Origin of the sequence: Chryseobacterium sp. 22543, from assembly GCF_052044565.1 — a bacterium.
GTDB lineage: Bacteria > Bacteroidota > Bacteroidia > Flavobacteriales > Weeksellaceae > Chryseobacterium.
Genome location: NZ_JBQENH010000003.1, coordinates 94003 through 107381 on the forward strand (window position 1 = coordinate 94003; position 13379 = coordinate 107381).

Sequence of the window (13379 nt, forward strand, 5' to 3'; positions counted from 1 at the left end):
TCGTTGGTGTAAGTTTATGGTTTCCTGTATTAAATAAATTAAAAATCTATCTTCGGCCTTTATGAATGTAATCTTAAGTGATTGAAAATTAATTTTTAAATTTCTATTTACTGTGGTTTTGTATTTAAATATTTTACTTAGTTTATGTTTTTATAATATCAAAACTAATAACATGAAAAAAATATTTACATTATTCATTTGCTGTTCTTTTTTAGCGTCTTGTTATCAAAGAGAGCCTGAAGAGCCTAAAATATGCAAGTGTAAGGTACAGGAGTATGAACGGATTGTTGTATTAAAAAATGAACATGATGGCAGTTATACAGATTATTCCGATACAGGATGGATTGCTAAAGGTGATCTTCAGGAAGACAATGCTGAAGATTGCTTTAGAAATGAAACGGTAAAGAATCAGGAATTCTCTAGCAGCTATGACTCACAATACAGAAGAGAGGTGTCTCGTAAATGGGTTTACAATTGCAAATAATATATAATTTTGTATTTCTTGATGTATGATAAGGTGCCTCCGAATAGGTTTTTCTATTTTTGTACCCGAAAACAACAAAATTTCAATAAACTTTTTTAAAACAGTTCAATATGAAAAAAATTAGCGTAATTGCATTAGTAGGAGTAGGATTGCTTTTGGCATCATGTAATAAAGGAAAAACTGCAGATACTGCTGCTACAGCTCAGGAACAAACCGTAGCAGAGAGCAAAGGTGAAACACTTGCAGTAGATACAGTAGGTTCAGTAGTAAACTGGAAAGCTTTCCATAAAGGAGGTATGGCACCTCGTTGGGGAACACTTACTGTAAAATCTGGAGATATCAGTGTTGACGGAGGTCAGGTTTCTGCAGGAAACTTCGTAATCGATATGAACTCTATTAAGGTAGATCCGGCTTCAGTAACAGAAAAAGATAAAAAACCTGCAGACCTTGAAACTCACTTGAAAACTCCTGATTTCTTTGATACAGCGAAAAACCCTACCTCAGATTTCAAAATTACAAGTGTTGTAGATTTGAAAGAAGCACCGAAAGATGCAGTAGCAGGAGCTAATAAGACAGTAAGCGGAAACCTTACATTATCAGGAAAGACATTGAATGTTACTTTCCCTGCTAAAGTAGATGTAGCAGAAAATTCAGCGGCTATTCAGGCTAAATTTACTGTAAACAGAGCTGATTGGGGACTTAAGTTTGGTACTTCAGAAGCAGATCCGGCAGAATGGATGATCAGCAAAGATATCGAAATTACTATCGATGTAAAAGCTAAAAAATAAGTTATTTAAACTTTAATAACGAATGAGCTGTCTTGATTAAGGCAGCTCTTTTTATTTTTAAAACCATTCTTTACCCTTTTTAAAAAGAAATCAGTTCAAAATTTTTGAATTCTGAATTCTCACACAATATTCACTCCCTAGATACAGAGGATTACCATGTTTTTCAGACCAGAAACCATCCAGTATATCCTTACTTAGACAGCGGTATACAGCAACTCCTTTATAGATGCTATGATCGTCTCCTTCATAATTGAAGTTGATGACTAAAATATGGTCTTTGTAAAATCCTGTACCATTTTGCAGATGATCACCAATAACCCATTGAGCAATAATACGGTTGTTTTCATCTATGGATAAGGTTAATATACCATGATAAGAAGCCTGCGAAGCCTCTTCCTGGTTACTTCCTTCAATAGCATAGCTTCCCGCCAGATCGTGTACTGTCATTAATTTGTTTTTTTAACGGAGGGCAAATTTAAATAATCTTATTCTGTATCTTGATTTAAATTCCGGGATTTTCCTATATATAAATTAAACTTTATTTTTGTTTTAAATTAATTTTAAAATGATTCCTTTTCTATTCATAGCTAATCTTATTACATTTGGTGTCTTCGGTTTTGATAAATGGCAAGCCAAAAAACAGCAATGGAGAATTTCAGAAAATATGCTTTTAGGAATATCTCTTATAGGTGTTGTAGGAGCAGCCTCTGGAATGATTATTTTCAATCATAAAGTTTCCAAAAAATCATTTCTTGTGAAATTTTTTATTGTGGTTTTAATTGACCTGGTACTTTTTTACAGATTGATAAGATATTGATATAAAGTAAGCTATGCTGTTTTTTTTAATGTTAAATATTGTAATAAATAATTGTTGTTACGTTTTTTTTAATAATTTTATCAGGCTAATAACAAATAAATAAAACAACATGAGAAATCTTAGAAAAATTTCCAGAACTGAAATGAAATCAGTTCAGGGAGGAATCATTAAAGGAATGGTGAGATGTAAAGATGCAGATACATGTGCTGTAAGATGGGGTTGGGGAACCGGATTTTCCAGCAATTGTGGTGAATTTGACATTATTTGTGGAGAACCGCCTGCAGTAGATCCATGTGAAGTACAAATCTGTATATAGATAGACTAAAGGGTGTTTTTGGAACACTCTTTTTTTATTGTCTTGTAAATAAGTATTTTAAACATAATATTAAATATTTGTATAAGTAAATATTTTTTCATTAAAAATCACTACTTTTGCACCCGTAAAAATCTTTTATGCAAAACATTAGAAATATTGCGATTATCGCACACGTTGACCACGGGAAGACGACTTTGGTTGACAAGATCATTCACGCTACCAACATTTTCAGAGAAAATCAGGAGAGTGGGGAGTTAATTATGGATAACAACGATCTTGAAAGAGAAAGAGGGATCACAATCTTATCCAAGAATATTTCTGTTACTTATAAAGACACAAAAATTAACGTAATTGATACTCCTGGTCACGCCGATTTTGGTGGAGAAGTAGAAAGAGTATTGAAAATGGCTGATGGAGTTATTTTGTTGGTAGATGCGTTCGAAGGACCAATGCCACAAACAAGATTCGTACTACAGAAAGCATTGGAACTAGGATTGAGACCATTAGTGGTAATCAATAAAGTAGATAAACCAAACTGCCGTCCTGACGAAGTTCACGATAAGGTATTTGACTTATTCTTCAATCTTGAAGCTACAGAAGAGCAATTGGATTTCCCTACATTCTATGGATCTTCAAAACAAGGTTGGTTCAACACTTCTTTAGAGCAAACTGAAGATATTATGCCATTATTAGATGGTATTTTACAATATGTTCCTGAACCGAAAGTAACGGAAGGAAGCCTTCAGATGCAGATTACTTCATTAGATTTCTCTTCTTTCTTAGGAAGAATTGCAATTGGAAAAGTAACAAGAGGTGAACTTAAAGAATCTCAATGGATCGGTCTTGCTCAGGCAGATGGAAAAATTGTAAAAGGAAAAGTAAAAGAACTATACGTTTTCGAAGGATTAGGGAAGAAAAAAGTAACTGAAGTACAAGCAGGAGATATCTGTGCTGTAGTAGGTTTTGATGCTTTCCAGATTGGAGACTCTTTCGTAGATCTTGAAAATCCTGAACCATTGGAAAGAACTGCAATTGATGAGCCTACGTTGAACATGACGTTCTCTATCAACAATTCACCTTTCTTCGGTAAAGACGGTAAATATGTTACTTCAAATCACCTTAAAGAAAGATTATACAAAGAATTAGAGAAAAACTTAGCATTAAGAGTTCAGCAGACGGATGATGCAAACACTTTCTTGGTTTTTGGTAGAGGTATTCTTCACTTGTCAGTTTTAATTGAAACAATGAGAAGAGAAGGTTACGAAATGACAATTGGTCAGCCACAGGTTATCTTGAGAGAAATCGACGGAGAAAAATGTGAGCCTTATGAATCTTTGGTTGTTGACGTTCCTGAAGAATATGCTTCAAGAGTTATCGACTTGGCGACCCAGAGAAAAGGAGACCTTCACATTATGGAAACTAAAGGTGAAATGCAGCACATGGAATTCGAAATTCCTTCAAGAGGTTTGATTGGATTGCGTTCTCAAATGTTGACAGCTACTGCAGGGGAAGCTATTATGGCACACCGTTTCACAGAATATAAGCCTTTCAAAGGAGCTATTCCTGGAAGAAGTAATGGTGTATTGATCAGCAAAACTCAAGGTCCAGCTACAGAATATTCTATCGCTAAATTACAGGATAGAGGTAAGTTCTATGTTGATCCAGGTGAGGAGATCTATGCAGGTATGGTTATCGGTGAGCAAAATAAGCCAGGTGACTTGGTAGTAAACATCGTTGAAGCAAAACAGTTGAATAACATGAGAGCTTCTGGAAAAGATAAAGATACAGGTGTTGCACCAAAAATATTATTCTCTCTTGAAGAATGTATGGAATACATCCAGGCTGATGAAGCAATTGAGGTAACTCCAAACTTTATCAGAATGAGAAAGAAATTACTTTCTGAAGAAGAAAGAAAAAGAGTAGAAAGATCTGCAAAAGCATAATAAAAATCTTATACATAAAATCAAAGCCTCGATTTTCGAGGCTTTTTCTATATAAACCCATTAAAATGCTTATTTTGGCATAATAATCTCTGACAAATAAAAAATAAATTTTAAAGTAGTGTTGTGACTATGAGAATGAATAAATTAAAACTTATCGTTTTATTGGGCGTTTTTGCATCTTACACCTCATGTTCCGTACAGAACAATGTTGTAAAAACACCTTCCACGAAGAATCCAACAAAACCCACTAACAATACAATTCCACCAAAAGCGCCTGTTGTAATAACAAAACCAACTACAGGGACAACAGCTTCAACTGAAGAAAATTTCAGAACCAATCTTCCGGAAATCAAAAGAGAATTCCGTGGAGCATGGATCGCGAGTGTAGCCAATATCAACTGGCCGTCAAGGAATGATCTTACGGTGGAACAGCAAAAAGCAGAAGCAATCAGTATGCTTGATATGTTGAAAGATAACAATTTCAATGCTGCTATTTTTCAGATCAGACCTTCTGCAGATGCCCTCTATACAAGTAATATTGAACCTTGGTCTTACTTTCTGACCGGCGAAACAGGAAAGGCACCTTCTCCGAACTATGACCCACTTCAGTTTTGGATAGAAGAAGCTCATAAAAGAGGCTTGGAACTGCATGTCTGGTTAAATCCTTATCGTGCACACCATGCCAATGGTGGTGCCGTGAATAGTCTGTCAATGGCCAATAAACTGTCCGATATTGTTTTAAGATTAAAAAACGGGATGTACTGGTTTGATCCTGCTAATCCAAAAACACAAGGGCACGTATCCAATGTGGTGAAAGATATTGTAAAAAGATACGATATTGATGCCGTTCACTTTGATGATTATTTCTATCCTTATGCCACCTATAACAGAGGTGCTGATTTTCCCGATAATGCAACCTGGAACGCTTATGTAAGCAGTGGCGGTACCTTATCCAGAGCAGATTGGAGAAGAGATAATGTGAATAAATTTGTAGAACGTATTTACAAAGAAATTCATGCAGAAAAAAATAATGTAAGATTCGGGATCAGCCCGTTCGGAATATGGAAACCTGGATATCCTGCTGGAGTTGTAGGATCTTCACAGTATGACGAGCTGTATGCAGATGCTAAATTATGGTTAAATAAAGGCTGGGTAGATTATTTTTCACCACAACTTTACTGGCCCATCGATTCCAAAGGACAGAGTTTTGAAGCCCTGTTAAGCTGGTGGCAGTCTGAAAATACTATGAACCGTCACTTATGGCCGGGATTAAATACTGTTGAGATCAAAGTATCAGACCGTCCTACGGAAATCAAAAATCAGATTGCAATTTCCCGAAATATTCTGAAAAATGATGCCGGAGAAATTCACTGGAGTATTGCTGGGCTTACGAAAAATCCAAATATGCTGCCTGCTTTGAAAAGCGGACCGTACAGTGAAAAAGCATTAGTACCAAAATCGCCATGGATAAAAGCGGTTCCATTGCAAACTCCTACATTGTTTATTGCAGACAACGGAAGCTTCGCACAGACAAGCTGGAGTACGAAAAATGCTGCTGATGTTTTCCAGTGGGTTCTTTTTACACAATACAATGGAGTATGGCAAACGGAAATTTTGACGTTAGATACCCTTTCAAAAGACATTCCTAAATTTAAAGACGGTAAAAAGCTGAGTGCAGTTGCTATAAAAGCCATTGACAGATTAGGAAATGAAAGTGACTATATCGCCAGAAAAATTAAATAGTATTTTTTGATAAAAGGCAAAAAAGTTAATTTGAAAACTTCTATCTACTATTAGTCATTACGAACCGTAAGAGGAAGCAATCTCAGTTATAAATTTAAAAACCAGTTCTACTTGAAAACTGGTTTTTATTTTAGAATAACTATAAATTATTAATTTAAAATAATGATTTTCAATTAAATAAAAATTTAAATAAATAATTATGTTTAAAATATAAATTGCATCGGAATCATTTTTGCATGATTCATCCCATAATCACCAAAATATAACATTATGAATACTAAAAGACTTTCCACCAATATGGAAAAAGCACTTAGTGACCAGATGAATAAGGAGATTCATGCATCACACATTTTTTTATCCTATGGAATTTGGGCCGATGATAAAGGCTATCAGGGAATTGCCAACTTTCTTTACCGTCATGCCCAGGAAGAACGAAATCACTCAATCAAATTCATGGAATACATTTTAAACAGAGGTGGAAAACCAAAAGTAAACGCTATTCCTGCTCCTCCTGCAGATCCGAAATCTCTTACAGCTTGTTTTGATGGCGTTTTTAAACATGAAGTTGACAATACAACCGCTATTTACAGAATTGTAGATCTTTCCATGGAAGAAAAAGACTGGGCAACCTGGAATTTTATGCAGTGGTTTGTACAGGAACAGATTGAAGAAGAAACATTAGCTCAAAACTTAATTGATAAATTAAAAATCGCTGGTGGTGACAGAGCTACCGATGAATCTTTATTTACTTTAGATAAAACTTTACAGGAAGCACCGAATGATGTCCCGCTGGCTCAGAATGCTACGGGAAATAATCCATAAAACAGCCGGTGAATCCGAACCTTTAGGAAATCTGTCAGAATATTGACAGATTTTTTTATTATGAAACTCCCTCAAAAATCACTATCTTTGCACACTCGTAATTCAAGGTTCAGAGTTCAATGTTTAAAGTTGGAGAAACCTTGGGTTGCCCTAAACCTTAAACTTTGAATTTTACAATATGAAATGTGGAATCGTAGGCCTGCCGAATGTAGGTAAATCAACTCTTTTTAACTGTTTGAGTAATGCAAAAGCTCAATCAGCAAACTATCCTTTCTGTACTATTGAGCCGAACCTTGGGACGGTTTCTGTACCGGATCAGAGACTTTTTGAACTGGAGAAAATAGTAAAGCCTGAGAGAGTTTTACCAGCGGTAGTTGAGATTGTTGATATTGCAGGTCTTGTAAAAGGAGCCAGCAAAGGAGAAGGATTGGGGAACCAGTTCTTGGCTAATATCCGCGAGTGTGAAGCAATCATTCACGTTTTAAGATGTTTTGATAACGGAAATATCATCCACGTTGAAGGTTCAGTAGATCCTTTAAGAGATAAAGAAATTATTGATATAGAGCTTCAGCTGAAAGACCTTGAAACAGTAGGAAAAGCAGTTGAAAAAGCTAAGAAATTCATCAAGTCAGGAAAGAAAGAGGATATTCTTACTTACGAAATCCTTCAGAACTTACAGAAATTCCTTGAGGATGGTAAAAATGCAAGAGAATTTGCGACTGATGATTTTGCAAAATCAATTATCGGAGAAGTTCAGTTGCTAACCAATAAGCCTGTACTTTACGTTTGTAACGTAGATGAAAATTCTATCAAAAACGGAAATGACTGGATTGCTAAGATTGAAGAAATGGCTAAAGGTGAAGGTGCTGAAGTAGTAGTATTGGCAGCACAGATCGAGGCTGATATCAACGAGCTTGAAACTTTTGAAGAAAGAGAAATCTTCCTTGATGAGTTGGGTCTTACTGAGCCGGGAGTTAACCGTTTGATTAGAAAAGCTTATGATCTTTTGAAACTTCAGACTTATTTTACAGCCGGAGTGAAAGAAGTAAGAGCCTGGACTATTGGACAGGGATGGACCGCTCCACAGGCTGCAGGAGTAATCCATACAGATTTTGAAAAAGGATTTATCCGTGCAGAAGTAATCAAGTATAATGATTATATCCATTACGGTTCTGAAGTAAAGATTAAAGAAGCCGGAAAACTTTCTGTAGAAGGTAAAGAATATATAGTACAGGATGGAGACATCATGCACTTTAGATTCAATGTATAAGAAAATATTAAAGTTCGTTTATAATAAAAAACGCTTCCATGTATTTGGGAGCGTTTTTTGCATTCATGATCTAAACTTTTACTATGAGAATCTTTTATTTAGCTATTCCTATCTTATTTTTCTCCTGCTCCCAATCCATAGAAAAAAAGTGCTTTGTCAATCACAGAGATCAGGTATTTGAAGATTATAAAGAGCAGAAGCCTTATACCATTCAACAGATATTGAACGAGAAACCTGATTATCTTGAAATTATAAATCTTAAAGAATACAGGAGTTTTAAGGAAGACAGTATAGTAAGTCATGCCAATATCAGTTCTGATGAGTCTGAAAATATATTTAATAGACAGGACAAAGAATTTAAAATAGTAAGGGATAAATTTTCAGATCAGTTTTTATATTATTCTCAGCAGCAGGCAGGAAATATTCTGTACGCTTTAGGACGAAATAGCATGGGATTCTGGCTGCTGAAAATTGAAAATAATATACCTAAGGCTTATTTTATAGGATTGAGCTTTAGCCATTATTATATAAATGAAATGCTGGAAATGCCCATCATCAAAGACGGGTTTCTTCAATTTGAAGGAAGTCTTGTGAAAATCATAAAGATAGCGGGACTTCCGGGTTATGATGATTATTCAGCGATGGAAGATGGAAAATTATTTAAAATAAATTTAAAAGACCTGATGAAAGACTCAGATAACGATGGTTACAATGATATTTTTGAAAAAAGTTTTGGTTTAAACCCTGATAGTAAGGATACAGATGGTGACGGAATCAACGATTTTGATGATATGAATCCTATGTTTACATCTGAAAAGAATAAATTTACCCAGCTCTATGAATTGTTGCTGCCAAATTATGGAATGACAAATATGAAAAAATTACATTATACATTCCATATTTATAAGAATGATTGCGATTACTTCCACCAGATCAATCCTGAAATCAGAGTATTATTTATACCTGAAGAAAAAAACAATCAAACCTATTATACCAGAATAACCGATGTCATTGAGGAAGATATTTCCAAAATTCAAACCAATGATCGGGATCCAAATGTATTTTATATCTATGAATCAGGCAGCAGTTTTACAAATGATTATGCAGCAGAATATGTAGAAGGTAAATGGGTTCTAAAGAATATTGGAGGTATTGTTATCTAATAAATGCGGAAATAAAATTAAAAAAGTCACTCCCTTGCTGGGAAGCGACTTTTTATAATGATAAAAGCTTTTCAGCTTTTTCGTGTTGTTGGTTTATTAAATTTCAATACCAGGCTGGCATTGTAATTCTGCACAGGCAAAAGAAAATTTCTTACAAGTCAGATCTGGAAGAAGACACATTTCTTTTCCTCCGGTAATTACTCTTAATTGTTTTTTGTTCAATTTTTTTCCGTTAGTTAAATTTTGATTTTTCATTAGTTTTGATTTTTAGTGAGTTAGTGCTAGCGAATGTAAGAAAAATAAATGAAGTATATCACTGTGTTTAGAAAAAAAAGAATAATTTTTTAATGAAATATTTTAATATTGGTTATTGATTTTACATTAAATCAATAAGTCTGCAGAGTTTTTCAATATATGAATAAGATGTTTTATTTTGAAAATGTAATCAATTTGAAACAGGCTGTTTCATAAGTTCGTATATTTGAATTTTACAAATCATCTGCCATGGAAAAAGTAGCAAATACCTCACTGGAAGATTTTTATAAAGAGATGGCCGCCAAATTAGGTAAAGATCTCGAAAGTATTTTTCCAAAAGGACTTCATAAAGATATCGGACACTTTAATGTTTTTGATATTGCCCAGACACTCGAAAGAGCAAAGACTACTTCCGAAATGCCTTATAACAGAAGGAAATACTATAAAATAAGTTTTATACGAGGGCGAAACAGGGCAGAATATGCTGACAAAGTAATATCAATAAAACAGAACGCTTTATTATTCGCCACTCCAAAAGTTCCGTACCATTGGATACCTGAAGATGCTGATCAGTCGGGGAGTTTCTGTGTATTTACAGAAGACTTTTTCATTAAAGATAAATCCTATTATAATCTCGAAGATCTCCCTATTTTTCAACCTGGAGGAGTACCTGTATTTGAAATTGACAATGAGCTTGCAGAAGAGATAGAGAGCCTCTTTAAAAAAATAAAAAAAGAGATAGATTCAGATTATGTTTTTAAATATGATCTGATCAGAAACTATGTTCTGGAACTCATTCATTATGGGCAGAAACTACAGCCAGCTACCAAAATATCCGCATCAAATGATGCATCTATGAGAGTGGTTTCTCTGTTTATAGAGCTGTTAGAAAGACAATTTCCTATTGAATCCTGGGATCAGAGACTGCAGCTGAAGACCGCCAAAGATTATGCAGACCGACTGGCGGTTCATGTCAATTATTTAAACAAAAGATTAAAAGAAAGCACCGGAAAAACGACTACAGAATTTATCTCTGACCGAATCACTCAGGAAGCAAAAATACTCTTAAAACAGACCAAATGGAACGTCTCAGAGATATCCTATGCTCTGGGGTTCGAAGAAATTGCCCACTTTTCTAATTTTTTTAAAAGGAAAACTTCCTTTACCCCGTTAGAATTTCGTTCCTGATTTGAATTTTGCAAATTTCAGATTGATTCAAGCAAACACTTCAGTCTGAAAATGTCCCAACTTTGTACCATCAAAATAATCAAAATACAATGAACACAAAAGCAAATATCGCACTGGTAACCGGAGGAAGCCGTGGATTGGGCAAGAACTCAGCTCTAAAGATCGCTCAAAAAGGATTAGACGTTATTATTACCTACAGAAGCAATAAGGAAGAGGCTGAAGCTGTTGTGAATGAAATAAAATCAATGGGCCGAAATGCTGTTGCTTTCCAACTGGATACAAAAGACATTAAAAGTTTTGATGCCTTTGTAAAAGAAGTTACGGATCATCTGCAGGAAAATACAGGAAGTACTCATATTGATTACCTGATCAATAATGCAGGAACAGCTTTATATTCACCCATTACGGAAGTAACGGAAGAACAGCTGGATGATGTTGTAGACATTCATTTCAAAGGAGTGTTTTTCCTGACTCAAAAATTTTTGCCATTCATGAATGATGGGGGAGGAATTATCAATATATCTTCAGGATTGGCAAGATTTGCAACTCCGGGATCTTCTATTTATGGATCTATAAAAGCTGGGGTAGAAATGCTCACAAAATATATGGCCAAAGAATTAGGATCAAGAAAAATCAAAGCTAATGTTGTGGCTCCTGGAGCTATTGAAACAGATTTCGGAGGAGGAAGAGTAAGAGATAATGAAGAGATCAACGCTGTAGTGGCGGGTGCTACGGCCTTAGGAAGAGTAGGACTTCCTGATGATATCGGCGGTGTAGTGGCATTTCTGTGTACGGAAGATGCAAGATGGATCAATGGACAAAGAATTGAAGTTTCAGGAGGAATGTTTTTATAACATTTGAAGAATCATCTTTATAATAATTCGGCCGGCTCATTTGAGCCGGCCGAATTATTATTTGTCATTTTTTTGGAGTATTATTACTCAACAGCTTCAAGGGGTTCAGGTAGCTGGCATTTAAGCTCTCTGCATCCAGGCCCGATGTATACACAGTACCCAGAAGAATTGGTACATATTACGTTACCTAAACCTCCATTGATTGTACTTAATTCTTTTTTGTTTAATTTTTTTCCTTGTGAGATGATTCCCTTTTTCATGATTTTGATATTTAATGGATTAGTTATTTTATAAATATATGAAAATCATGAACAATAAGTCACTTATTAAAGAAAAAAATAAACTCGTCATCTGAAATGACCTTGAAATATCTACCTCATTTTTAGAACAGTACAATTTTATCGGAGATAAAATCATTGCGCCTTAAAACGTTTACTTTTAAAGTTCCTTTGCGTCTTAGCGTTTTCAATACTAAATCCATAAATTTCAATGAGATTGCTTTGCTCGCAATGGTAATTGGAGTAAAGATCTTTGTCTCTAAGCTCCCACAAAAGCACGCAAAAACTATGATGATACTCTTGATAAATTCTCAATTGCCCTTTCCAAAGTTTCCTGCTTCTTGGCAAAACATAATCTTATCACATTTTCATTCAGTTTATTCTTATAAAATGAAGAGAAAGGAACACTGGCAACCTTATGATTAATGGTAAGCTCAGATGCAAAATCAAAATCGTTTTTATCCGAAATCTTATCATACTTTACTGCCTGAAAATAAGTTCCTTCACAATCCAGCAGTTCAAAAGATGTTCCTGCAAGACCTTTTCTCAGAAAATCTCTTTTCTCCTGGAAAAACTGATTCAGTTGGGTATAATGTTCATCATGTTTCATGTACTCACCCAGTGCAAGCTGGATAGGAGTATTCACACAGAAAACGTTGAACTGGTGTACTTTTCTGAATTCATCCGTTAAGATTTTGGGAGCAGCGCAGTAGCCTACTTTCCATCCGGTAACGTGAAAAAGTTTCCCGAAAGAAGCAACAAGAAGACTCCTTTCTTTCAATTCCGGATATTTACAAATGCTTAAATGCTGTTTTCCGTCAAAAACAATATTTTCATACACTTCATCACTTAAAATAAGAATGGAAGTCCCTTTTACCAGCTTAATAAGCTCTTGTATATCATTTTCTGTCAGGATTTTTCCGGATGGGTTGTTGGGATTATTGAGAATAATCATTCTGGTTTTGTCACTGACAAGATTTTTTACGGCAGCCCAGTCGATTTTATAATCCGGAGCTTTCATTTCAAAACGTTTTACAATACCTCCGAAAAGTTCTACAGTAGGTTCATAACAATCATAGGCCGGTTCAAAAATAATCACTTCATCATCCTTTTTGATAAAAGAAGCAATGGCTGTGAAAATAGCCTGTGTTCCGCCTGCTGTAATTGTTATTTCGGAGTCAGGATGATAAATTGCATGATGGCTGTTCTCAATTTTTCTGGCAATTTCTTCCTTCAGTCCAATCATTCCTCCCAGCGGAGCATACTGGTTAAAGCCTTTTTTAATAAAGTGATCTACATGATTCAACAATTCAGGATCAGGCATGAAATCCGGAAATCCCTGAGAAAGATTGATCGCTTCATTTTCGTTGGCAAGCTGAGTCATCTGACTGAAAATAGTAGTTCCTACATTGGAAAGTTTTGATAAAGGAAGTTGTATCATAAAAACAGTTTTGTTGA

The 13379-nt window shown here is 35.0% G+C and carries 15 protein-coding genes; 11 read left to right on the forward strand and 4 right to left on the reverse strand.

The features are described from left to right. Positions 1-172 precede the first annotated feature (172 nt). Positions 173-484 (forward strand): hypothetical protein, encoded by a 312-nt coding sequence (locus tag ACTJIP_RS11190; RefSeq protein WP_077416713.1) that lies wholly within the window; start codon positions 173-175, stop codon positions 482-484. 110 nt (positions 485-594) lie between these two features. After that, complete coding sequence (locus tag ACTJIP_RS11195) at positions 595-1272, forward strand: YceI family protein (RefSeq protein WP_440704586.1); 678 nt, start codon at positions 595-597, stop codon at positions 1270-1272. 90 nt (positions 1273-1362) lie between these two features. Here ACTJIP_RS11195 and ACTJIP_RS11200 read toward each other — a convergent pair whose 3' ends face one another. Further along, positions 1363-1719 (reverse strand): hypothetical protein, encoded by a 357-nt coding sequence (locus ACTJIP_RS11200; RefSeq protein WP_180563926.1) that lies wholly within the window; start codon positions 1717-1719, stop codon positions 1363-1365. 118 nt (positions 1720-1837) lie between these two features. Here ACTJIP_RS11200 and ACTJIP_RS11205 point away from each other — a divergent pair, with 118 nt between their 5' ends. The 7 genes from ACTJIP_RS11205 to ACTJIP_RS11235 all read left to right on the forward strand — a co-directional run bounded on the left by ACTJIP_RS11205 (position 1838) and on the right by ACTJIP_RS11235 (position 9346). Continuing rightward, positions 1838-2089 (forward strand): DUF1294 domain-containing protein, encoded by a 252-nt coding sequence (locus ACTJIP_RS11205; RefSeq protein ID WP_077416719.1) that lies wholly within the window; start codon positions 1838-1840, stop codon positions 2087-2089. Positions 2090-2198: 109 nt separating this feature from the next. Then, positions 2199-2405 (forward strand): bacteriocin-like protein, encoded by a 207-nt coding sequence (locus ACTJIP_RS11210; protein ID WP_047385392.1) that lies wholly within the window; start codon positions 2199-2201, stop codon positions 2403-2405. Between the two features lie 137 nt (positions 2406-2542). Further along, a complete protein-coding gene (gene typA, locus ACTJIP_RS11215; RefSeq protein ID WP_077416721.1) occupies positions 2543-4348 on the forward strand; it encodes a translational GTPase TypA in 1806 nt (601 codons plus the stop codon). Positions 4349-4477: 129 nt separating this feature from the next. Continuing rightward, positions 4478-6091 carry a glycoside hydrolase family 10 protein gene (locus ACTJIP_RS11220; protein ID WP_440704587.1) on the forward strand — a complete coding sequence of 538 codons (1614 nt, stop codon included), beginning with the start codon at positions 4478-4480 and terminating at the stop codon, positions 6089-6091. Between the two features lie 270 nt (positions 6092-6361). Then, positions 6362-6913, forward strand: a complete 552-nt coding sequence (locus ACTJIP_RS11225; protein WP_077416724.1) for a ferritin — start codon at positions 6362-6364, stop codon at positions 6911-6913. A gap of 178 nt (positions 6914-7091) precedes the next feature. Then, a complete protein-coding gene (gene ychF, locus ACTJIP_RS11230) occupies positions 7092-8183 on the forward strand; it encodes a redox-regulated ATPase YchF (protein ID WP_077416726.1) in 1092 nt (363 codons plus the stop codon). Positions 8184-8266: 83 nt separating this feature from the next. Next, on the forward strand, positions 8267-9346 hold the full coding sequence (locus ACTJIP_RS11235; protein ID WP_077416728.1) for a hypothetical protein: 1080 nt from the start codon (positions 8267-8269) through the stop codon (positions 9344-9346). A 96-nt stretch (positions 9347-9442) separates the two neighbouring features. On the opposite strand, the gene ACTJIP_RS11240 is transcribed toward ACTJIP_RS11235, so the two are convergent. Continuing rightward, positions 9443-9601 carry a hypothetical protein gene (locus tag ACTJIP_RS11240; RefSeq protein WP_175627246.1) on the reverse strand — a complete coding sequence of 53 codons (159 nt, stop codon included), beginning with the start codon at positions 9599-9601 and terminating at the stop codon, positions 9443-9445. A 249-nt stretch (positions 9602-9850) separates the two neighbouring features. On the opposite strand from ACTJIP_RS11240, the gene ACTJIP_RS11245 reads away from it, so the two are divergent. Both ACTJIP_RS11245 and ACTJIP_RS11250 read left to right on the forward strand, forming a co-directional pair. Beyond that, positions 9851-10789 (forward strand): helix-turn-helix domain-containing protein, encoded by a 939-nt coding sequence (locus ACTJIP_RS11245; protein WP_180563924.1) that lies wholly within the window; start codon positions 9851-9853, stop codon positions 10787-10789. An 89-nt stretch (positions 10790-10878) separates the two neighbouring features. Beyond that, on the forward strand, positions 10879-11643 hold the full coding sequence (locus ACTJIP_RS11250; RefSeq protein ID WP_180563923.1) for an SDR family NAD(P)-dependent oxidoreductase: 765 nt from the start codon (positions 10879-10881) through the stop codon (positions 11641-11643). 83 nt (positions 11644-11726) lie between these two features. Here ACTJIP_RS11250 and ACTJIP_RS11255 read toward each other — a convergent pair whose 3' ends face one another. Together ACTJIP_RS11255 and ACTJIP_RS11260 are read right to left on the reverse strand one after the other, a co-directional pair. Continuing rightward, positions 11727-11903: a bacteriocin gene (locus ACTJIP_RS11255; protein WP_440704588.1), complete on the reverse strand. Its 177-nt coding sequence runs from the start codon at positions 11901-11903 to the stop codon at positions 11727-11729. A gap of 304 nt (positions 11904-12207) precedes the next feature. Beyond that, complete coding sequence (locus ACTJIP_RS11260) at positions 12208-13362, reverse strand: methionine aminotransferase (protein WP_077416736.1); 1155 nt, start codon at positions 13360-13362, stop codon at positions 12208-12210. Positions 13363-13379 lie beyond the last annotated feature (17 nt).